20 protein-coding genes, 1 tRNA gene and 2 pseudogenes are annotated in these 19,870 nt (G+C 61.3%); 18 read left to right on the top strand and 5 right to left on the bottom strand.

Annotated elements, in window-relative coordinates; genetic code table 11:
* Positions 1-270 precede the first annotated feature (270 nt).
* From E2H86_RS19025 to rbsD, 6 genes are read left to right on the top strand one after another with little or no spacing between them, the layout of a single operon-like run.
* A complete protein-coding gene (locus E2H86_RS19025) occupies positions 271-1,227 on the top strand; it encodes a sugar ABC transporter substrate-binding protein (RefSeq protein WP_133330594.1) in 957 nt (318 codons plus the stop codon).
* An 18-nt stretch (positions 1,228-1,245) separates the two neighbouring features.
* On the top strand, positions 1,246-2,799 hold the full coding sequence (locus tag E2H86_RS19020; RefSeq protein WP_133330592.1) for a sugar ABC transporter ATP-binding protein: 1,554 nt from the start codon (positions 1,246-1,248) through the stop codon (positions 2,797-2,799).
* Positions 2,796-3,791 carry an ABC transporter permease gene (locus tag E2H86_RS19015; protein WP_133330590.1) on the top strand — a complete coding sequence of 332 codons (996 nt, stop codon included), beginning with the start codon at positions 2,796-2,798 and terminating at the stop codon, positions 3,789-3,791. The genes E2H86_RS19020 and E2H86_RS19015 overlap by 4 nt, the downstream gene beginning before the upstream one ends.
* Before the next feature lie 4 nt (positions 3,792-3,795).
* Positions 3,796-4,815 carry a LacI family DNA-binding transcriptional regulator gene (locus tag E2H86_RS19010; protein WP_133330588.1) on the top strand — a complete coding sequence of 340 codons (1,020 nt, stop codon included), beginning with the start codon at positions 3,796-3,798 and terminating at the stop codon, positions 4,813-4,815.
* Positions 4,816-4,824: 9 nt separating this feature from the next.
* Positions 4,825-5,733 (top strand): ribokinase, encoded by a 909-nt coding sequence (gene rbsK, locus E2H86_RS19005; RefSeq protein ID WP_133330586.1) that lies wholly within the window; start codon positions 4,825-4,827, stop codon positions 5,731-5,733.
* A complete protein-coding gene (gene rbsD / locus E2H86_RS19000; protein WP_133330584.1) occupies positions 5,730-6,128 on the top strand; it encodes a D-ribose pyranase in 399 nt (132 codons plus the stop codon). Before rbsK ends, rbsD begins: the two co-directional genes overlap by 4 nt.
* Positions 6,129-6,241: 113 nt before the next feature.
* On the opposite strand, the gene E2H86_RS18995 is transcribed toward rbsD, so the two are convergent.
* Positions 6,242-6,454 (bottom strand): hypothetical protein, encoded by a 213-nt coding sequence (locus tag E2H86_RS18995; RefSeq protein ID WP_133330582.1) that lies wholly within the window; start codon positions 6,452-6,454, stop codon positions 6,242-6,244.
* Between the two features lie 286 nt (positions 6,455-6,740).
* Here E2H86_RS18995 and E2H86_RS18990 point away from each other — a divergent pair, with 286 nt between their 5' ends.
* Positions 6,741-7,058, top strand: coding sequence for an I78 family peptidase inhibitor (locus tag E2H86_RS18990; RefSeq protein WP_133330580.1), 318 nt, complete (start codon positions 6,741-6,743; stop codon positions 7,056-7,058).
* 161 nt (positions 7,059-7,219) lie between these two features.
* On the opposite strand, the gene E2H86_RS18985 is transcribed toward E2H86_RS18990, so the two are convergent.
* Together E2H86_RS18985 and E2H86_RS18980 are read right to left on the bottom strand one after the other, a co-directional pair.
* Positions 7,220-7,432: a cold-shock protein gene (locus tag E2H86_RS18985; RefSeq protein ID WP_003250656.1), complete on the bottom strand. Its 213-nt coding sequence runs from the start codon at positions 7,430-7,432 to the stop codon at positions 7,220-7,222.
* A 162-nt stretch (positions 7,433-7,594) separates the two neighbouring features.
* On the bottom strand, positions 7,595-7,900 hold the full coding sequence (locus tag E2H86_RS18980) for a hypothetical protein (protein WP_133330578.1): 306 nt from the start codon (positions 7,898-7,900) through the stop codon (positions 7,595-7,597).
* Between the two features lie 338 nt (positions 7,901-8,238).
* Here E2H86_RS18980 and thrS point away from each other — a divergent pair, with 338 nt between their 5' ends.
* From thrS to E2H86_RS18915, 11 genes and pseudogenes are all read left to right on the top strand, one after another.
* Positions 8,239-10,161, top strand: coding sequence for a threonine--tRNA ligase (thrS, locus tag E2H86_RS18970; protein WP_133330576.1), 1,923 nt, complete (start codon positions 8,239-8,241; stop codon positions 10,159-10,161).
* Positions 10,161-10,712 carry a translation initiation factor IF-3 gene (infC, locus tag E2H86_RS18965; protein ID WP_196172435.1) on the top strand — a complete coding sequence of 184 codons (552 nt, stop codon included), beginning with the start codon at positions 10,161-10,163 and terminating at the stop codon, positions 10,710-10,712. Before thrS ends, infC begins: the two co-directional genes overlap by 1 nt.
* Positions 10,713-10,773: 61 nt before the next feature.
* Positions 10,774-10,968, top strand: a complete 195-nt coding sequence (rpmI, locus tag E2H86_RS18960) for a 50S ribosomal protein L35 (RefSeq protein ID WP_003250667.1) — start codon at positions 10,774-10,776, stop codon at positions 10,966-10,968.
* Positions 10,969-10,996: 28 nt separating this feature from the next.
* Entirely contained in the window at positions 10,997-11,353 is a 357-nt protein-coding gene (gene rplT / locus E2H86_RS18955) for a 50S ribosomal protein L20 (protein ID WP_003250671.1), read from the top strand.
* Positions 11,354-11,461: 108 nt separating this feature from the next.
* The gene (gene pheS, locus E2H86_RS18950) at positions 11,462-12,478 is read left to right on the top strand and encodes a phenylalanine--tRNA ligase subunit alpha (protein ID WP_133330574.1); all 1,017 of its coding nucleotides are present in this window, start codon (positions 11,462-11,464) and stop codon (positions 12,476-12,478) included.
* Positions 12,479-12,509: 31 nt separating this feature from the next.
* Positions 12,510-14,903, top strand: coding sequence for a phenylalanine--tRNA ligase subunit beta (pheT, locus tag E2H86_RS18945; RefSeq protein WP_133330572.1), 2,394 nt, complete (start codon positions 12,510-12,512; stop codon positions 14,901-14,903).
* Between the two features lie 4 nt (positions 14,904-14,907).
* Positions 14,908-15,210, top strand: a complete 303-nt coding sequence (ihfA, locus tag E2H86_RS18940) for an integration host factor subunit alpha (protein WP_133330570.1) — start codon at positions 14,908-14,910, stop codon at positions 15,208-15,210.
* Positions 15,191-15,547 (top strand): MerR family transcriptional regulator, encoded by a 357-nt coding sequence (locus E2H86_RS18935; protein WP_009394050.1) that lies wholly within the window; start codon positions 15,191-15,193, stop codon positions 15,545-15,547. Before ihfA ends, E2H86_RS18935 begins: the two co-directional genes overlap by 20 nt.
* A 101-nt stretch (positions 15,548-15,648) precedes the next feature.
* Positions 15,649-15,725 (top strand) — tRNA-Pro (locus tag E2H86_RS18930).
* Positions 15,726-16,116: 391 nt separating this feature from the next.
* A complete protein-coding gene (locus E2H86_RS26315) occupies positions 16,117-16,425 on the top strand; it encodes a hypothetical protein (protein ID WP_243744079.1) in 309 nt (102 codons plus the stop codon).
* 1,072 nt (positions 16,426-17,497) lie between these two features.
* Positions 17,498-18,424 (top strand): annotated as a pseudogene (locus E2H86_RS18915) (IS256 family transposase); the annotation flags it as partial.
* A gap of 512 nt (positions 18,425-18,936) precedes the next feature.
* Here E2H86_RS18915 and E2H86_RS26310 read toward each other — a convergent pair.
* Both E2H86_RS26310 and E2H86_RS18905 read right to left on the bottom strand, forming a co-directional pair.
* A pseudogene (locus tag E2H86_RS26310) lies at positions 18,937-19,203 on the bottom strand (DUF3077 domain-containing protein); the annotation flags it as partial.
* Between the two features lie 158 nt (positions 19,204-19,361).
* Complete coding sequence (locus E2H86_RS18905) at positions 19,362-19,604, bottom strand: hypothetical protein (RefSeq protein WP_133330564.1); 243 nt, start codon at positions 19,602-19,604, stop codon at positions 19,362-19,364.
* Positions 19,605-19,870 lie beyond the last annotated feature (266 nt).

The raw sequence follows: 19,870 nt of genomic DNA, 5'->3' as shown, positions 1-19,870 counted from the left end.
CGTATAGGACCGTGGAAACAAGATTGGTTCCGTGGCGGTTACAGCCTGGAGCTCGAGCTGGAATCCCGGTGCTAGAGGGGCGGGTGGCGCATTGATATTGCCGTATCGATGGAAACCGCTTCGGTTCTTTGGAATAATTCGGAAACTCAGCGGCAGACAGGCCGCAGGCGGCACGCTATGGGGATTTGACAAAAAGCGATCCCATTACCATAGTGAGTCAACGCAAACGTTTGCGATCCGATAAAAACCACAAAATTCGGGGTCCTTTCCATGAAGCTGCCGTTCCACGGTCGTCTGCTGGCGCTTGCCCTCGCCTCGACGCTCTCCCTCTGCGCTCCCTTCACCGCCGCCCAGGCCGACGAGAAACCCAAGGTCGCCCTGGTGATGAAGTCCCTGGCCAACGAATTCTTCCGCACCATGGAAGACGGCGCCAAGGATTACCAGAAAGCCCACCCCGATGAGTTCGAACTGGTCGCCAACGGCATCAAGAACGAAACCGACACCGGCGAGCAGATCCGCATCGTCGAGCAGATGGTCAACGCCGGCGCCAAGGCTCTGGTCATCGCCCCGGCGGATTCCAAGGCGCTGGTCTCGGCAGTGAAGAAGGCCATGGACCAAGGTGTGGTGGTGATCAACATCGACAACCGCCTCGATCCGGAACTGCTCAAGAGCAAGGGCATCAGCGTGCCCTTCGTCGGCCCCGACAACCGCAAGGGTGCACGCCTGGTCGGCGAATACCTGGCCCAGCACAAGCTCAAGGCCGGGGACCAGGTCGGCATCATCGAAGGCGTACCGACCACCACCAATGCCCAGCAGCGCACCGCTGGCTTCAAGGACGCCATGCAGGCCGCGCAGATGAACATCGTCTCGGTGCAGTCCGGCAACTGGGAAATCGACAAAGGCAACGCCGTCGCCGCCTCGATGCTCAACGAATACCCCGATCTCAAGGCCTTGCTGGCCGGCAACGACAGCATGGCGCTGGGCGCGGTCGCTGCCGTGCGGGCTGCCGGCAAGGCCGGCCAGGTGCAAGTGGTGGGCTACGACAACATCAACGCCATCAAACCGATGCTCAAGGATGGCCGTGTGCTGGCGACCCTCGACCAGGCCGCCAGCCAGCAAGCGGTATTCGGCATTCAGGCGGCGCTGAAAATGCTCAAGGGGGAAAAACCGGATGTGGATGCCGACAATGTCATCCAGACCCCGGTCGAACTGATCACCCAGCCGTGAGCGGGCAGGAGAGTGGCCATGTCCGTTGCGGCCAATGACCCCGTGCTGGTCGCCACCGGCCTGGGCAAGACCTACGCCCAGCCCGTGCTCGCAGACGTCAGCCTGACCCTGCGCGCCGGCGAAGTGCTGGCGTTGACCGGCGAGAACGGCGCCGGCAAGAGCACCTTGTCCAAGCTCATCTGCGGCCTGGAAACTCCGACCAGCGGGCAGATGACCTATCGTGGCCAGGCCTATGCCCCGACCAGCCGCAGCCACGCCGAGCAGCTCGGCGTGCGTATGGTGATGCAGGAGCTCAACCTGCTGCCGACCCTGACCGTGGCGGAAAACCTGTTTCTCGACAACCTGCCCAGCCGCTTCGGCTGGGTCGACCAGAAGCGCCTGCTCCAGTTGGCCCAGGCAGCCATGGCCCAGGTCGGCCTGGACGCCATCGACCCGGACACCCCGGTCGGTGAGCTGGGCATCGGCCACCAGCAGATGGTGGAAATCGCCCGCAACCTGATCGGCGACTGCCATGTGCTGATTTTCGACGAGCCCACGGCCATGCTCACCGCGCGTGAGGTCGAGTTGCTGTTTACCCAGATCGAACGCCTGCGCCAGCGCGGCGTGGCCATCGTCTATATCTCCCATCGCCTCGAAGAACTGCAGCGGGTGGCACAGCGCATCGTCGTGCTGCGCGACGGCGAGCGGGTTTGCGACGAACCGATCCAGCGCTACGACAGCGCCCAACTGGTCAACCTCATGGTCGGCCGGACACTCGCCGAGCACATCGATCTGGGGCGTCGCAGCCTCGGCCCGGCGCTGCTCAAGGTCGAGGGACTGGGGCGCAGCGACAAGGTCCGGGATGTGTCGTTCGAGGTCAGGGCAGGGGAGATCTTCGGCATTTCCGGGCTGATCGGCGCCGGACGTACTGAGCTGCTGCGCCTGATCTACGGTGCCGATCGCGCCGACCGCGGCAGCATCGCAGTCGGCCAGCCACTGCGTGAGGTGGTCATCGATTCACCCAAGGCCGCGGTCAAGGCCGGCATCGCCCTGATCACCGAAGACCGCAAGGGTGAAGGCCTGCTGCTGTCGCAGTCGATCGGCGCCAACCTGTCGCTGGGCAACCTGGGCGCGGTCTCCCGCGCCGGGGTGCTCGACGCTGGCGCAGAACAGGCCCTGGCCGAGCGCCAGATCGAGGCCCTGCGCATCCGCAGCGCCGGGCCACAGCAGGTGGTGGGCGAGTTGTCCGGTGGCAACCAACAGAAAGTGGTGATCGGTCGCTGGCTGGCCCGCGACTGCCAGGTGCTGCTGTTCGACGAGCCCACACGCGGCATCGACGTCGGCGCCAAATTCGACATCTATGGCCTGCTGGCGGAACTGGCGCGCCAGGGCAAGGCCCTGGTGGTGGTGTCCAGCGACCTGCGCGAACTGATGCTGATCTGCGATCGCATCGCCGTGCTCAGCGCTGGCCATCTGATCGACACCTTCGCCCGCGAACATTGGAGCCAGGACCAGCTCCTGGCCGCTGCCTTCGCCGGCTACCGCAAACGTGATGCCCTGCTGCACGACGCAGCGCCCAGGATGGACCCATGAAAAGCGCTCCCCTCGATACCTCTGGCAACACCCCCGTCCGGCGCAGTGCCGCGTACTTCGGCCTGGGCACCTACCTGGGCCTGGCCGGCGCCTTGTTGGCGATGATCGTGCTGTTCTCGCTGTTGAGCAGTCACTTCTGGTCGTACGCCACGTTCAGCACCCTGGCCAACCAGATTCCCGACCTGATGGTGCTGGCGGTAGGCATGACCTTCGTACTGATCGTCGGCGGCATCGACCTCTCGGTGGGGTCGGTGCTGGCCCTGGCGGCCTCGACGGTGAGCGTGGCGATCCTTGGCTGGGGCTGGGGCGTGCTGCCGGCAGCGATGCTGGGCATGGCCATCGCCGCCCTGGCCGGCAGTATCACCGGTGGCGTCACCGTGGCCTGGCGCATTCCATCGTTCATCGTTTCCCTCGGCGTGCTGGAGATGGCCCGTGGCCTGGCCTACCAGTTCACCGACTCGCGCACCGCCTATATCGGCGATGCCTATGCCTGGTTCTCCAATCCGCTGGCCTTCGGCATCTCGCCAGCGTTTCTCATCGCCCTGCTGGTGATCGTGGTCGCGCACCTGGTGCTGACCCGCACCGTGTTCGGTCGCTACCTGATCGGCATCGGCACCAACGAAGAGGCCGTGCGCCTGGCCGGCATCGATCCGCGCCCCTACAAAGTCCTGGTGTTCGCCCTGATGGGGCTGCTGGCTGGGCTGGCTGCGCTGTTCCAGATTTCCCGCCTGGAGGCCGCCGACCCCAATGCCGGCGCCGGCCTCGAACTGCAGGTCATCGCCGCTGTGGTGATCGGCGGCACCAGCCTGATGGGCGGGCGTGGCTCGGTCATCAGCACCTTCATCGGTGTACTGATCATTTCGGTGCTGGCTGCCGGCCTCGCCCAGATCGGCGCCTCCGAACCCACCAAACGCATCATCACCGGGGCGGTCATCGTCATCGCCGTGGTGCTCGACACCTATCGCAGCCGGCGTGCAGGCCGGCGGAACTGAATCCATGGCTACCATCAAAGACGTTGCGGCCCTAGCGGGTATTTCCTACACCACCGTGTCCCATGTGCTGAACAAGACGCGCCCGGTCAGCGAGCACGTGCGGCTCAAGGTCGAGGCGGCGATCCGCGAGCTCGACTACGTGCCCAGCGCCGTGGCCCGCTCGCTCAAGGCCCGCAGCACGGCCACCATCGGCCTGTTGGTGCCCAACAGTGTCAACCCGTATTTCGCCGAGCTGGCGCGTGGCATCGAGGATGCCTGCGAGCGCAACGGCTATTGCGTGATCCTCTGCAACTCCGATGACGACCCGCAGAAACAGCGCAGCTACCTGCGCGTGCTGCTGGAAAAGCGCATCGACGGGCTGGTGGTGGCCTCGGTCGGCGAGGACCAGGACCTGCTGCAAAGCCTGGCCTGCGTGCGCACACCCATGGTCATCGTCGATCGAGAGCTCGATGGCGTCGACGCCGACCTGGTGCGCATCGACCACGAGCACGGTGCCTACCTCGCCACCCGTCACCTGCTGGAGCTTGGCCACGAAGCGATCGCCTACATCGGTGGCCCGGCCGAGACGGGGGTCAGCCGCTTGCGCCTGGCCGGTTTCCGCCGGGCGATGGCCGAGGCGCGGCTGGCGGTGGATGACAGTCGAGTGCTGTTCTGCGACTTCACCAGCCCCGGCGGCCATGACACGGCGGCGAAATTGCTCGATGGCGAGCGGCCCACGGCGATTTTCGCCGGCAACGACATGATCGGTTTCGGCGTGCTGCGCGCTGCCGCCGAGCGCAACATCAGCGTGCCGGGCGAGCTGTCGGTGATCGGTTTCGACGACATCGAGCTGAGCCGCTACGTGTACCCGGCGTTGAGTACCGTCGGCCAGTCGATCCGCGAGCTGGGCGACAGTGCCGCGGCGATGCTGCTCTCACGGATCGCCAACCCGGACGGTCCGGCCCAGCAGCGCATCGTCGCGCCGCGCATCGTGTCGCGCGAATCCACCGGGCCGCGCCCGACCTTGTTCAACGATTACCGCTAAGGAACAGCCATGCAGGCCAAGGTAGTGGTAGTGGGCAGCCTCAACATGGACTTGGTGGCACGCGCCCAGCGGCTGCCTCGCCCGGGTGAGACGCTGGCCGGCGAAACGTTCTTCACCGTGCCCGGCGGCAAGGGCGCCAACCAGGCGGTGGCCGTGGCGCGCCTGGGCGGCAGCGTGGCCATGGTCGGCAACGTCGGTGACGACGCCTATGGCGAGCAACTGCGCGCGGCATTGGAAGTGGAAGGCATCGACTGCGAGGGCGTGGGCGTATGCGAGGGTGTGTCCAGCGGTGTGGCGTTGATCACCGTGGATGCCAGCAGCCAGAACTGCATCGTCATCGTGCCAGGTGGCAACGGCCTGCTGACGCCGCAAGCCGTGCAGCGCTTCGATGCGTTGCTGCAGGCTGCCGAAGTGATCATCTGCCAGCTCGAGGTGCCGGCCGATACCGTGGCCTGGACCTTGGCCCGCGGGCATGAGCTGGGCAAGCGGGTGATCCTCAACCCGGCGCCGGCCACCGGCCCGTTGCCGCCCGAATGGCTGCCCCATATCGACTACCTCACGCCTAACGAAAGCGAGGCCGAGGCGTTGACCGGCCTTGTCGTGAACGATGAGGCCAGCGCCCGCGCTGCGGCCCAGCAGCTGTTACAGTTGGGCGCCGGCAAGGTGATCGTGACCCTGGGTGCCCAGGGGGCCTTGTTCGTCAGCCCTGAGGGTAGCTCGCATTACCCCGCGCCGAAGGTCAAGGCGCTGGACACCACGGCGGCAGGCGATACCTTCATCGGTGGCTTCGCCGCCGGCCTGGTTCGTGGGCTGGAGGAGGGCGAGGCCATCGCCTTCGGCCAGCGCGCTGCAGCGTTGTCGGTCACCCGCGTGGGTGCCCAGCCATCCATCCCTTATCTGGAGGAACTGGACCCATGAAGAAGACCCCTCTGCTGAACGTGGCCTTGTCGCGGGTGATTGCCGGCATGGGCCACGGCGACATCCTGGTGATCGGCGATGCCGGGCTGCCGGTGCCGCCGGGGGTGGAGGTGATCGACCTGGCGCTGACACCGGGCATTCCCGACTTTTCCAGCGTGCTGCGGGTCGTGCTCAGTGAGTTGCAGGTGGAGCGCCATGTGCTGGCCGAGGAGATGAAAGACGTGGTGCCGCCGGCCATGGTCGAGATCGAGCGCTCCCAGCGCAAGCTGGGCAAGCGTGAGTGGGTGAGCCACGAGGCGTTCAAGGCGCTGACCAGAAATGCCCGCGCCGTGGTGCGTACCGGGGAGTGCCAGCCCTATACCAATATCGCGCTGATCTCTGGGGTAATCTTCTAGCGACGGTGGCTGGCACCGGCTGCGCCTTTTTCCAGGACGGTGAAGATCCTGTGGGAGCGGGCTTGCCCCGCGAACACGGGCGCAGCCCGTGCCATCCCCCACCGATCAGCCTGTCACCCCGCACTCGGCTCGATAGCCACCGCCCCATGCGGCGCATACCGCTCGAACACCTGATCGATAAAGCTACGGGCCGCCTCACTGCCGCGATCACGCACCAGCAGGTCGATGGCAATCAGCAACAGTTCCTCGGGGGTTCCCGGGCTATAGGCACTCTGGCCCTCGGCCCATTTGACCTTGATGTCGGCGTCGATACTGTGGCTGCTCATGGAAGGCTCTCGCTGCGGGCCTGGTGCGGAGGGGCGAACGCGCGATCCTGGCGTTCGGGGGAGGCACGGTGCGCTCCACTTCTTGCAGTAAATCATGACTTTGCGTCAATCACCCTGCGACTTAAGAATAAAAGTGCGCAGGCTACAAACCAAGAGGGGTAGGCAAAATTAGGTCACGATTGTCTTTCGCGTCGTGTCGCCTATTCAGGCAGACTCTGTCGGTTGTGCAACAAACCGTAAGCGGAAGTGTCGCAATAGACAGTTCACAATTCGATTAGGAGGATTCATGTTCCGTACCCGTGCTTCCCTGGCGACCTTGCTGGTGGCTACCGTCCTGGCTGGTTGCAGCACTGGCGGCTCTTCCGGTGGCACTGGCCCGACGCCGCCGACCGGCAACGATGGTCGCTGTTCGGCCAGCGGCGCCGATTTCGCCATCGGCAAGCCCGGCACCGCCGACCTGCTGGAGCAAGCGCGCAAGGCCAGCGGTTCGCAGGTTGCACGTATCCTCAAGCCACGTGATGTGGTGACCTTGGAATATCGTTCCGAACGTTTGAACCTGAGCGTGGACGAGCAGGGTGTGGTGACGCGGGTCAATTGCGGGTGATGTAGTCGTCTGTGGCGGCCCTTTCGCGGGACACCACAGTTTTCAGACGCTGTGGTGTCCCTGTGGGAGCGGGCTTGTCCCGCGAAAGGGTCGCCACAGCCCCTCGCAAACCCCCATAAAAAAACCCGCCACGAGGGCGGGTTTTTTTACAGCTATCCGAATTACTCCGGACGAACCTGTGCAGCCTGCATGCCCTTCTGGCCGCGCTCGGCGACGAAGGAAACAGTCTGGCCTTCTTTCAGGCTCTTGAAGCCGTCGGATTCGATGGCCTTGAAGTGTACGAACAGGTCGTCGCCGCCGCCTGCTGGGGTGATGAAGCCGTAGCCTTTCTCATCATTGAACCATTTGACGGTGCCTTGTTGGCGATTGGACATGGGTGAATCTCCAGAACATTTAGTTTTTTCGGTGGTGCAATGCGGCCGAGGCTACGGAGCACGGGGAACATCATAGTCTAATTCTGCGCATGTAGCGCCTTTTACCTTCGCTGGATATTGATCCAGGGCAAATAATCCCTGGCCTGCTCTGGCTTTAAGGTTTCAGCTCTTTGGTGCGCAGGCCTGTCTCACAATGGTTTGCGCCCTCTGCATCAGCTTGGCGTCGACGCCATCAGTGCTGTCCAGGTCGGCAATCTCTGCGTCGGTGAAATTCTTCTTGATCGCCTGGGCGCCACACTCACAGTGCTTTTTCGCGGCCGCGGCGTCAACGCCCTGACCGCTGGCCACCTGTTGGCACTGGGTCATGTAGTGGCCCTCCTTCTCGGCAGGGAAGTTGCCAGCATTGGCAGCCACAGGCAGCAGCAGGGCGCCGGCGGCCGCCAGGGCCAGAAGAGACGGTACTCGCATAACCAGTTACTCCTTGGGTTAAGGTCTCATCAAGAGTAGGTTGCTTCCCTTGGTCTGATAGGAAATTTTTTGCATTAGTTCACCGCTTCTGCGCCATTTTCCAAATATTTTCTACGGCCGTCGCAGGCCCCGTGCTAGCATGCCCGGCTTGCAGCTGACATCGTCCAGCCTGTAACTATCTTTATTTCTTTCCAGTCACTCTGGTTCGTCCCTGGCAAGCCGAAAGGCTTCTGCCACTGTGAGGCAGGCTTCCCCGCGGAAGACAGGTCGGATCTTGTACTGGCTCATCCCAACCCACGTGACCTTTGGTAGGGGTCACCACTAGGAGAGGAGGCGCCATGCCCGTTATTACTCTTCCCGATGGCAGTCAACGTTCGTTCGATCATGCCGTATCCGTAGCCGAAGTCGCCGCTTCCATTGGCGCCGGCCTGGCCAAGGCCACCGTGGCCGGCAAGGTCGACGGCAAGCTGGTCGACGCCTGCGACCTGATCCAGAACGACGCCACCCTGCAGATCATCACCCCTAAAGATGAAGAGGGACTGGAGATCATCCGTCACTCGTGCGCCCACCTGGTCGGCCACGCGGTGAAACAGCTGTACCCGACCGCCAAGATGGTCATCGGTCCGGTCATCGACGAAGGCTTCTACTACGACATCGCCTACGAGCGCCCCTTCACCCCTGAAGACATGGCCGCCATCGAAAAGCGCATGATGGAGCTGATCGAGAAGGACTACGACGTCATCAAGAAGATGACCCCGCGCGCCGAAGTCATCGACGTGTTCAAGGCCCGTGGCGAAGACTACAAGCTGCGTCTGGTCGAAGACATGCCGGACGAACAGGCCATGGGCCTGTATTACCACGAAGAATACGTTGACATGTGCCGTGGCCCGCACGTGCCGAACACTCGCTTCCTCAAGGCATTCAAGCTGACCAAGCTGTCCGGCGCCTACTGGCGCGGCGATGCCAAGAACGAGCAACTGCAACGCGTTTACGGCACCGCCTGGGCCGACAAGAAGCAACTGGCCGCCTACATCCAGCGCATCGAAGAAGCCGAGAAACGCGACCACCGCAAGATCGGCAAGCAGCTCGACCTGTTCCACCTGCAGGAAGAAGCCCCGGGCATGGTGTTCTGGCACCCGGCCGGCTGGACCGTGTACCAGGTCCTCGAGCAGTACATGCGCGACGTACAGCGCAAGAACGGCTACCTCGAGATCAAGACCCCACAGGTCGTCGATCGCATCCTCTGGGAGCGTTCCGGCCACTGGTCGAACTACGCCGAGAACATGTTCACCACCTCGTCGGAAAGCCGTGACTTCGCGGTCAAGCCGATGAACTGCCCGTGCCACGTGCAGGTGTTCAACCAGGGCCTGAAGAGCTACCGCGACCTGCCGCTGCGCCTGGCCGAATTCGGTGCCTGCCACCGTAACGAGCCATCTGGCGCACTGCACGGCATCATGCGTGTGCGTGGCTTCACCCAGGACGACGCGCACATCTTCTGCACCGAAGATCAGGTGAAGAAAGAAGCCGCCGACTTCATCAAGCTGACCCTGGACGTGTACAAGGACTTCGGCTTCAGCGACATCGCCATGAAGCTGTCCACCCGTCCGGCCAAGCGCGTAGGCTCCGAAGAGCTGTGGGACCGTGCCGAAGGCGCACTGGCCGATGCCCTGAACGAGTCGGGCCTGGAGTGGGAATACCAGCCGGGCGAGGGCGCCTTCTACGGTCCGAAGATCGAGTTCACCCTGCGTGACTGCCTCGGCCGTAACTGGCAGTGTGGTACCCTGCAGTACGACCCGAACCTGCCAGAGCGTCTGGACGCCAGCTACATCGCCGAAGACAACGCGCGCAAGCGCCCGGTGATGCTGCACCGCGCCATCCTCGGTTCGTTCGAGCGCTTCATCGGCATGCTCATCGAGCATTACGCCGGTGTGTTCCCAGCCTGGCTGGCACCGACCCAGGCGGTGATCATGAACATCACCGACAAACAGGCCGATTTCGCCCTCGAAGTGGAAAATGCTCTGAACGGTAGCGGGTTCCGTGCCAAGTCGGACTTGAGAAATGAGAAGATCGGCTTTAAAATCCGCGAGCATACTTTGCTCAAGGTCCCGTACCTTTTGGTTATAGGGGACCGCGAAGTCGAAACGCAAACCGTCGCAGTGCGTACTCGCGAAGGCGCAGACCTGGGCTCCATGCCCGTCGCGCAGTTCGCTGAGCTCCTGTCGCATGCGGTTTCCCGGCGTGGTCGCCAAGAATCGGAGTAATGACTATTAAGCGTGAAATGAGAAACGATAAACGAGCTGCACCGAAGGCCCCGATCAACGAGAATATCTCGGCACGCGAGGTTCGGTTAATTGGCGCTGACGGCGAGCAGGTTGGCATCGTCTCGATTGATGAAGCGCTTCGTATCGCTGATGAAGCGAAGCTGGATCTGGTAGAGATTTCTGCCGACGCGCAGCCGCCCGTCTGCAAGGTGATGGACTACGGCAAGCATCTCTTCGAGAAGAAGAAGCAGGCCAACGAAGCCAAGAAAAACCAGAAGCAGATCCAGATCAAAGAAATCAAGTTTCGTCCAGGGACGGAAGAAGGGGATTACCAGGTAAAACTACGCAACCTGGTACGTTTCCTTAGTGATGGGGACAAGGCCAAGATCTCTCTGAGATTCCGTGGTCGTGAGATGGCCCACCAGGAGCTGGGTATGGAGCTGTTGAAGCGGGTCGAAGCCGACCTCGCCGAATACGGCTCCGTCGAGCAGCATCCGAAGATGGAAGGACGCCAGCTTATGATGGTCATCGCCCCCAAAAAGAAGAAGTAATCTCCCGGGCACGGCAGGCCTGATGATTATTGTGTAATTTTATCGAATGCGGAGTTCCAACATGCCAAAAATGAAAACCAAGAGCGGTGCTGCGAAGCGCTTCCTGAAGACCGCTTCCGGCTTCAAGCACAAGCACGCTTTCAAGAGCCACATCCTGACCAAAATGTCGACCAAGCGTAAGCGTCAACTGCGCGGTGCCAGCTTGCTGCACCCGTCTGACGTGGCAAAAGTCGAGCGCATGCTGCGCGTACGTTAATTTCGGTCAAAGATAGAGGAAGTTACTCATGGCTCGTGTAAAGCGCGGCGTAATCGCTCGTAAGCGTCACAAGAAAATCCTGAAACTGGCTAAAGGCTACTACGGCGCTCGCTCGCGCGTATTCCGTGTTGCCAAGCAGGCGGTCATCAAGGCTGGTCAATACGCCTACCGTGACCGTCGCCAGAAGAAGCGTCAGTTCCGCGCCCTGTGGATCGCTCGTATCAACGCCGGTGCCCGCACCAACGGTCTGTCCTACAGCCGTCTGATTGCTGGCCTGAAAAAGGCGTCGATCGAAATCGACCGTAAGGTTCTGGCTGACCTGGCAGTGAACGAAAAAGCGGCGTTTGCTGCGATTGTCGAGAAAGCTAAAGCCGTTCTGGCTTAAGTACCCACGACAATCATCCGGCGGTGTTCGCGCCGCCGGGTGTAAAACGTCATCGATAGGGGAAGAGCCTTCAAAGCTCTTCCCCTATTTCGTATCTGGAGTCTGTACATGGAAAACCTGGATGCGCTGGTCTCCCAAGCCCTGGAAGCTGTGGAGCGCGCTGAAGACATCAATGCCCTGGAACAGATCCGGGTTAACTATCTCGGCAAGAAGGGCGAACTGACTCAGGTGATGAAGACCCTGGGCAACTTGCCAGCCGAGGAGCGGCCGAAAGTCGGCGCGCTGATCAACGACGCCAAAGAGCGCGTCACCGTCGTGCTCAACGCACGCAAGGCAGCCTTCGAAGAGGCCGAGCTCAGCGCTCGCCTGGCCGCCGAATGCATCGATGTCACCCTGCCGGGCCGTGGCCAGACCACCGGTGGCCTGCACCCGATCACCCGTACCCTCGAGCGCATCGAGCAGTTCTTCACCCACATCGGCTACGGCATCGCCGAAGGCCCTGAGGTCGAAGACGACTACCACAACTTCGAAGCGCTCAACATCCCCGGCCACCACCCGGCCCGGGCGATGCACGACACCTTCTACTTCAATGCCAACATGCTGCTGCGCACCCACACCTCGCCGGTGCAGGTGCGGACCATGGAGTCGACCCAGCCGCCGATCCGCATTGTCTGCCCAGGCCGCGTTTACCGCTGCGACTCGGATATCACCCACTCGCCGATGTTCCACCAGGTCGAAGGCCTGTTGATCGATCGCGACATCAACTTCGCCGACCTCAAGGGCACCATCGAAGAATTCCTGCGCGTGTTCTTCGAAAAAGAACTGGCCGTGCGCTTCCGCCCGTCGTTCTTCCCCTTCACCGAGCCGTCCGCCGAAGTCGACATCCAGTGCGTGATGTGTTCCGGCAAAGGCTGCCGCGTGTGCAAGCAGACCGGCTGGCTCGAGGTCATGGGCTGCGGCATGGTGCACCCGAACGTGCTGCGCATGTCCGGCATCGACCCTGAAGAGTTCCAGGGCTTCGCCTTCGGCATGGGCGCCGAGCGCCTGGCCATGCTGCGCTACGGCGTCAACGATTTGCGTCTGTTCTTCGACAACGACCTGCGGTTCCTCGCCCAATTCCGCTAGGCCCAATCGACGACACTTTCAGGAGAACAGCATGAAATTCAGTGAACAGTGGCTGCGCGGTTGGGTAAACCCGCAAGTCTCCCGTGATGACCTCGTCGCCCGCCTGTCCATGGCCGGCCTCGAAGTCGACAGCGTCACCCCGGCCGCTGGCCAGTTCAGCGGCATCGTCGTGGGCGAAATCCTCGCCACCGAACAACACCCCGACGCCGACAAGCTGCGCGTGTGCCAGGTCAGCAACGGCCAGGAAACCTTCCAGGTCGTCTGCGGCGCCCCCAACGCCCGCCCAGGCATCAAGATCCCGTTCGCCATGATCGGTGCCGAATTGCCCGGCGACTTCAAGATCAAGAAGGCCAAGCTGCGCGGCGTCGAATCCTTCGGCATGCTCTGCTCGGCTGCCGAACTGCAGATCAGCGAAGAGAACGACGGCCTGCTGGAACTGGCCGCCGACGCGCCGGTTGGCGAGGACATCCGCCAGTACCTGAGCCTCGACGACGCCAGCATCGAAATCGGCCTGACCCCCAACCGCGGCGATTGCCTGTCCATCGCCGGTCTGGCCCGCGATGTCAGCGCCCTGTACGACACCCCGGTCACCCGCCCTGTGGTACCCGCCGTGCCGGCTGCCCATGACGAAGTCCGCCCGGTCGAAGTCAGCGCCCCAGCCGCCTGCCCGCGTTACCTGGGCCGCGTCATCCGCAACGTAGACCTGAGCAAACCGACCCCACTGTGGATGGTCGAGCGCCTGCGCCGCAGCGACGTGCGCAGCATCGACGCCGCCGTCGACATCACCAACTACGTGATGCTCGAACTCGGCCAGCCGATGCACGCCTTCGACCTCGCCGAAATCAACGGCGGCATCCGCGTGCGCATGGCAGAGGAGGGCGAGAAGCTCGTGCTGCTCGACGGCCAGGAAGTCGCCCTGCGTGCCGACACCCTGGTCATCGCCGACCACACCCGCGCCCTGGCCATTGCCGGCGTCATGGGTGGCGAGCACAGCGGTGTAAACACCGAGAAGACCCGCGACCTGTTCCTCGAGAGCGCCTTCTTCGAGCCGATTTCCGTCGCCGGTAAAGCCCGCTCCTACGGCCTGCACACCGATGCCTCGCACCGCTACGAGCGCGGCGTCGACTCGCAGCTGGCCCGCGAAGCCATCGAGCGCGCCACCGCCCTGGTACTGGAAATCGTCGGCGGCGAAGCCGGCCCGGTCGTCGAAGCCGTGAGCGAAGCGCACCTGCCCAAGGTCGCCCCGATCACCCTGCGCGCCGAACGCATCACCCAGATGCTCGGCATGGAAATGGCCCCAGCCCAGGTCGAGCAGCTGCTCAACGCCCTGGAACTGACCACTACCCGCAACGGCGGAGCCGCGGGCGCTGAGGTCTGGACCGTCAGCGTCCCAAGCCACCGCTTCGACATCAGCCTGGAAGTCGACCTGATCGAAGAGCTGGCCCGCCTGTACGGCTACAACAACCTGCCGGTCCGCTACCCACAGGCGCGCCTCGCGCCCCAGGGCAAGCCGGAAACCCGCGGTGAGCTGCCGAACCTGCGCCGCCTGCTGGTCGCCCGCGGCTACCAGGAAGCCATCACCTACAGCTTCATCGACCCGAAACTGTTCGAGCTGTTCAGCCCAGGCGTAGAACCCCTGCAGCTGGCCAACCCGATCTCCAGCGACATGGCCGCCATGCGTGCGTCCCTGTGGCCGGGCCTGGTCAAGGCGCTGCAGCACAACCTCAACCGCCAGCAAGACCGCGTGCGCCTGTTCGAAAGCGGCCTGCGCTTCGTCGGCCAGCTCGGCGACCTCAAGCAGCAGCCGATGATCGCCGGCGTCGTCACCGGCAGCCGCCTGCCAGAAGGTTGGGCGAACGGCCGCGACGGCGTCGACTTCTTCGACGTCAAGGCTGACGTGGAAGCCCTGCTGGGCTACTCCGGCGCCCTGAGCGACTTCAAGTTCGTCGCCGGCAAGCACCCAGCCCTGCACCCCGGCCAAACCGCCCGCATCGAGCGCGACGGCAAGGAAGTCGGCTACCTCGGCGCCATCCACCCAGAGGTCGCCAAGGCCCTGGACCTGGATCGCCCGGTGTACGTCTTCGAGCTGGTCCTGGGCGACGTGGTCGAAGGCCGCCTGCCGAAATTCAGCGAACTCTCCAAGTTCCCGGAAACCCGTCGTGACCTGGCTTTGATCGCAGGACGTGATGTAGCTTCTCAAGACGTGCTTGAAGTAATTCGTGACAACGCAGGCGAATGGCTCACAGACCTCAGGCTGTTTGATGTCTACCAGGGTAAAGGTATTGATCCTGATAGAAAAAGCCTGGCAGTTGGCTTGACCTGGCAGCATCCATCGCGCACTCTTAACGACGATGAGGTGAACGCCACGTTGAACACTATCCTCACCTCGCTCGAACAAAGGTTGAACACCACGTTAAGGAAATAACGGTATGGGTGCTCTGACGAAAGCTGAGATGGCCGAAAGGCTGTACGAGGAGCTGGGGCTTAACAAGCGCGAGGCCAAGGAGCTGGTCGAGCTGTTTTTCGAAGAAATTCGGCACGCACTTGAAGACAACGAGCAGGTCAAGCTGTCCGGTTTCGGCAACTTCGACCTTCGCGACAAGCGCCAACGGCCGGGCCGCAACCCTAAAACAGGGGAAGAGATCCCGATCAGCGCGCGCCGTGTCGTCACCTTTCGTCCAGGGCAGAAACTGAAAGCCCGGGTTGAGGCCTATGCTGGAACCAAGCCATAACGACGAGCTGCCCCCCATTCCGGGGAAACGCTACTTCACCATTGGTGAGGTGAGCGAGCTCTGTGCGGTGAAACCGCACGTGCTTCGGTATTGGGAACAAGAGTTCCCGCAACTCAACCCGGTCAAGCGACGCGGGAACCGGCGGTATTATCAGCGGCAAGACGTGCTGATGATCCGCCAGATCCGCGCGTTGCTTTATGACCAAGGCTTCACCATCGGCGGGGCGCGATTGCGACTCTCCAGTGATGAGGCCAAGGATGACACTACCCAGTACAAGCAGCTGATTCGGCAGATGATTGTCGAGTTGGAGGATGTGTTGGTGGTGTTGAAGAAGTGACCTGGCGGTGTTGGTTGTGAAATTTTTTTGAGAAAAAGCTTTCACTTATCAGCGGGTTAGGGTACATTCTTCACCGTTCTCGGCAACATTGAGAATAGAGTCGGGGCGTAGCGCAGCCCGGTAGCGCACTTGCATGGGGTGCAAGGGGTCGAGTGTTCGAATCACTCCGTCCCGACCAACAAATCCCTGAAAAATCCAGTCACTGAGAGGTGGCTGGATTTTTTTATGGGCGTCCTTGCGCAAAATGCGCGCAAAACTATCCAGCGAATTCACCGATATCCAGGTCTGCTTCGACCTCGGACCACGCCACATCTTCGTGCCCCTTCTGGTAGTTTCTGGTCATGCCTTCAGTGGTACCCGGATCAGTCGGCCAAGGTGGTGCTGGCTTCGCTGCCGGAGGTTCGCCAGCGCTTGTTGAGCGAGGCAAGGCCGGCGTCTCGGGCTGGCAGACGGTTGGCGAGCTGCTGGAGTGGCTTGCTGCCGCGTCGAGCGGACCCGCAATCTGTCGAAGAGCCGCCGATGAAGAAGCTTGACGCCCAGGCCTTGTACGGCGTGGTTGTGGTGTCGGCATGAGGAAGAGCTACGGCCCAGGCTTCAAGAAGACCGTGATCGAGCTGGACAAATACCCTGTGCCGTGGGAGATCCGGCCACTCATCGCGAGCCCAGCGCCGACACTGTTCATCTACAAGGCGGTAACAGCGTGGGCCATTCCAAAGCTCAAGGGCGCACGCCGGAAAGCGCCACAATCCGTATCGGTAGACATCTCGCTGGATGCATGGGCCTGGCGACGCGAAGCCACAGTCAATGCTGCGGTTGCCGCCGGGCAGGCTGCTGAGGCGCTCGAAGAGAGATATTGGAAGCCGACGGTCTGCTGGTGAAAGAGGCTGCACGATAGCCTGTTGACATCAGTGAGCGACTGAGCGAGATTATCCCCACCCTGTCATTCCTGCGCGTTGCTGAGGAGTGGCACACAAAGCCCGGCCATTGCGCCGGGCTTTTTTTGAGTTTTCGTGTACATAAGGATGTGTTGATGCGGGCTGTCACTTCCGTAACCCTTTTCGCTTGCATGCTTGCCGGTTGTTCTGGAATCCCCTCGGTCCCATATGTGGAGCCTACTCAGTCAGAGGGGATGGCGCGCATTCGCGTGATTACTAATTCCGATGTTTACGGAGATAGCATCACTGGGGGTTGCGCCCCTGCCACTCGTCATAAAATGGCTGAGGCCGGACGTTTCGCGCAGAGCGGGCGAGCGAGTATCAACTACCCTCAGTACCCCCTGAAGTCGGCAAGCATTGGGATGCCGGAAAGAGCTTCGCCTGCTCTTGTTGAATACATCCCTGCAATACGGATGGCCGAAGGCGTCTACAAAGAGGTGGTAACCGAATATCGCGTCAGGGCTGATCTCCCGTTCCAAATTGCAACCCTCGGCGCGACCGTTGGTAGCTATGGCAGCACCTACGGGACCTGTGGTGCTCAGGCAGTCGTTTATAATTTGGAGCCGGGAAAAGACTACGAAGCATTGGTAGGTGTAGGCACCAGGCCAAGGAGCGATGGTGGGCAGGGGCTTGTGTGTATCCTCGCAGTTTCCGAACTGAGGCCCTTAGCTGGAAACTCAATCATATTTCCCATCAGACTGAATCCTTCTGCGCCTCCGCAGGTAGCCTGCAAAAACTAGCAAGCACATACCTATAGGGGTTTTTGCTTCCTTCGGAATTAAATAATAGACATCTTCAGGGCCTCGACAATGATTGAGGCCTTGTCGTTTTCGGCCCAACGAACTCATTGCATAGAGCTGATGTGCTGTACGGGCTGACCTTGCAGACCAGACCGAGAGTGGCCGACTTTCCCCGATGGAGCTACGATGGACACGATCAACCCGAGTGATTCGGGCGGGTCAATATTACTTCGGCAAACGAGGGGTTAAGTGGGTCAGTTTTAAGTCGGCGTTGACAGCGGCGGTACACCGGTTTCGATGACAAGATCATCGCCCTGTACGCCCGTGGAGTGACGGTCAGAGAGTTCCGAGCCTTTCTGTCCGAGCAGTATGGAACCGACGTCTCGCCTGATTTCATCAGCTCTGTAACTGACGAGGTCATGGAAGAGATTGGTGCTTGGCAACAGCGGCCACTGGAGCCGATGTACCCGGTCATTTTCTTCGATGGGCTGCGGGTGAAGATTCGCGAAGAAGGCCTGGTGCGCAACAAGGCCATTTACCTGGCACTGGGTGTTCTACCCGACGGGACGCGCGATATCTTGGGCATCTGGATCGAAACCACCGAGGGTGCGAAGTTCTGGATGAAGGTCTTTAACGATCTCAAAACGCGTGGTGTCGAAGATGTGCTAATTGCCGTGACCGATGGCCTCAAAGGCATGCCAGAGGCCCTCAGCGCTGTGTTTCCAGAGACGACTCTGCAGACGTGCATCGTGCACCTGATCCGCAACAGCCTCGACTTCGCGGCCTGGGACAAGCGGCGGGCTCTGGCCAAGGAGCTGAAGCCGATTTACCAAGCCATCAATGCTGAAGCGGCTGAGCAAGCACTCGATGAGTTTGAAAGCGGGCCGCGGGGCGAGAAATATCCAACGGTGGTGGCTGCCTGGAGACGCGCCTGGGATCGAGTGATTCCATTCTTCGTCTTCCCTCCTGCCATCAGGAAGGTGATTTACACCACCAACGCCATCGAGAGCATCAACGCCCAACTCCGCAAGGTCATCAAGACTCGCGGGCATTTCCCGAATGATGACGCAGCGACCAAACTGATTTGGCTGGGATTGCGCAACATAACAGCCAATTGGGGAAAACCGGCCCATGATTGGAAAAGCGCGATGAATCAATTTGCGATTCTGTACGGAGATCGGTTCATCAGGCCAACCTGGTGAAAATCAGGGCTTGCCTGGCGGCAGGCCATTACCAGCCCGAACACAAAAAACTGACAGCTCCAGAGTGACGCTCGCGCAACCAATGGTCGTAGCGACGAGGCCTGCGGTGTCAATCCAATCACCCCCCAGCCGGATCATAATACCGCGCCCTCAACTGCGAAGGCCGCATCCCTTGCTCGATCTCCTCTAATAACGCCTTCACCATGGTAACAATCCGAAAAGACGCCTCAGTCATCCGCTTGTCTCCCAGCAGTACCCCGGTCTGATTCAAATACCGAGCGCACTCCATCAACTTCCTGGCCTCCGTCGTCGCATACGAAAGACTAACCCCCGGCCCCACGGCAAACAGTGCAGGCGGACGCCCATAGTTCTGACGCAATGTGTGGTCGATCACTGGTGGAATTCGGGAGGGTTTGCATGGCATGGAGGGTTCTCCGTGGATGGCGGGATATTGGGGCCGCGTTGCGGCCCTTCGCGGGTGAACCCGCTCCCACAGGATTGGTGGGGGGGCAGCGATTCATGCCTAGTTCGGCATCGTCGAGTAGAGCCTTGGCCAAGGCACTCAGGTAGTGGGCGGCCCAGACGCATTGGGGGTTGTTTTCCATCACGCCGGCAATGCTCATGTCGCGGGCGTAGCCCATCAATTCGGAGGCTTGTTCGCGGGCATAGTGGCAGGGGATGCCGGGCTCGATGCAGAACAAGGGTTGAGTCTGGTTTTCGCCTTGGTAGAACTTGGTTTTGCCGACTGTGTATTTGCAGTCGTTATCGTCCGTGGGCATTGATCTATCTCCCTGAAGATTGGCAGGTGCCTGGGCTGGCCTTATCGCAAGCAAGCCGATCCCAACATCCCACCGACCAAAGCTGGGGGAAGGAAAGAGTGGGCATGTAAGGCAGAATTGCTCGCGATTAAGCCAGGCCAGGCATAACGTGCTGCGGCTTAATGGCGGATCCTGTGATCCGTACTCATCTGCACTTGGGCCAACGCGGATTCAATCAACTTACGCAGGCCTTCCAGCTCATGCATCGTCGTCATGATCAGCAACGTGGCCGGCGACCTGGGCTGCATCAACGCGGCTTGCTGGGCAACAGCTTCTGCGCAGACGGCGTAATCCGCAGCGATCATCAGCGTGTCTTCGAGGGAATGGGGGTTATGCGGTGGATCGGGGACTATCTTCAGCATGATTACACTCCAACAATGGTTGAGCTGCAATCCGCCTTGCTGTCAAACAAGAGGGTGGCAACTGTACGCGGGTTGACAGACCGAGATTGTTGGCACTCGGCGCACACGAGGTGCCCGCACGTACAGTCGCCATAGGCGTGTGCACACGGACAACAATCGACGGTCTGTCAAAACCGGTCGCTGAATTGGCAGCGACGGATCGAGACTAGAGTCCATTATTTCCATATGCAACGAAAAACAGGCGCAGAGAGTATCTTTGGGAAACG

The sequence above is a fragment of the Pseudomonas putida genome (assembly GCF_004357765.1).
GTDB lineage: Bacteria > Pseudomonadota > Gammaproteobacteria > Pseudomonadales > Pseudomonadaceae > Aquipseudomonas > Aquipseudomonas putida_U.
This window is presented reverse-complemented; position numbering and strand designations above follow the sequence as displayed.

Excerpts from the sequence above, each read along its gene's own strand:
- E2H86_RS19025 (WP_133330594.1), top strand. The coding sequence starts at position 271 with ATGAAGCTGCCGTTCCACGGTCGTCTGCTGGCGCTTGCCCTCGCCTCG.
- E2H86_RS19020 (WP_133330592.1), top strand. The coding sequence starts at position 1,246 with ATGTCCGTTGCGGCCAATGACCCCGTGCTGGTCGCCACCGGCCTGGGC.
- E2H86_RS19015 (WP_133330590.1), top strand. The coding sequence starts at position 2,796 with ATGAAAAGCGCTCCCCTCGATACCTCTGGCAACACCCCCGTCCGGCGC.
- E2H86_RS19010 (WP_133330588.1), top strand. The coding sequence starts at position 3,796 with ATGGCTACCATCAAAGACGTTGCGGCCCTAGCGGGTATTTCCTACACC.
- rbsK (WP_133330586.1), top strand. The coding sequence starts at position 4,825 with ATGCAGGCCAAGGTAGTGGTAGTGGGCAGCCTCAACATGGACTTGGTG.
- rbsD (WP_133330584.1), top strand. The coding sequence starts at position 5,730 with ATGAAGAAGACCCCTCTGCTGAACGTGGCCTTGTCGCGGGTGATTGCC.
- E2H86_RS18995 (WP_133330582.1), bottom strand. The coding sequence starts at position 6,454 with ATGAGCAGCCACAGTATCGACGCCGACATCAAGGTCAAATGGGCCGAG.
- E2H86_RS18990 (WP_133330580.1), top strand. The coding sequence starts at position 6,741 with ATGTTCCGTACCCGTGCTTCCCTGGCGACCTTGCTGGTGGCTACCGTC.
- E2H86_RS18985 (WP_003250656.1), bottom strand. The coding sequence starts at position 7,432 with ATGTCCAATCGCCAACAAGGCACCGTCAAATGGTTCAATGATGAGAAA.
- E2H86_RS18980 (WP_133330578.1), bottom strand. The coding sequence starts at position 7,900 with ATGCGAGTACCGTCTCTTCTGGCCCTGGCGGCCGCCGGCGCCCTGCTG.
- thrS (WP_133330576.1), top strand. The coding sequence starts at position 8,239 with ATGCCCGTTATTACTCTTCCCGATGGCAGTCAACGTTCGTTCGATCAT.
- infC (WP_196172435.1), top strand. The coding sequence starts at position 10,161 with ATGACTATTAAGCGTGAAATGAGAAACGATAAACGAGCTGCACCGAAG.
- rpmI (WP_003250667.1), top strand. The coding sequence starts at position 10,774 with ATGCCAAAAATGAAAACCAAGAGCGGTGCTGCGAAGCGCTTCCTGAAG.
- rplT (WP_003250671.1), top strand. The coding sequence starts at position 10,997 with ATGGCTCGTGTAAAGCGCGGCGTAATCGCTCGTAAGCGTCACAAGAAA.
- pheS (WP_133330574.1), top strand. The coding sequence starts at position 11,462 with ATGGAAAACCTGGATGCGCTGGTCTCCCAAGCCCTGGAAGCTGTGGAG.
- pheT (WP_133330572.1), top strand. The coding sequence starts at position 12,510 with ATGAAATTCAGTGAACAGTGGCTGCGCGGTTGGGTAAACCCGCAAGTC.
- ihfA (WP_133330570.1), top strand. The coding sequence starts at position 14,908 with ATGGGTGCTCTGACGAAAGCTGAGATGGCCGAAAGGCTGTACGAGGAG.
- E2H86_RS18935 (WP_009394050.1), top strand. The coding sequence starts at position 15,191 with ATGCTGGAACCAAGCCATAACGACGAGCTGCCCCCCATTCCGGGGAAA.
- E2H86_RS26315 (WP_243744079.1), top strand. The coding sequence starts at position 16,117 with ATGAGGAAGAGCTACGGCCCAGGCTTCAAGAAGACCGTGATCGAGCTG.
- E2H86_RS18905 (WP_133330564.1), bottom strand. The coding sequence starts at position 19,604 with ATGCTGAAGATAGTCCCCGATCCACCGCATAACCCCCATTCCCTCGAA.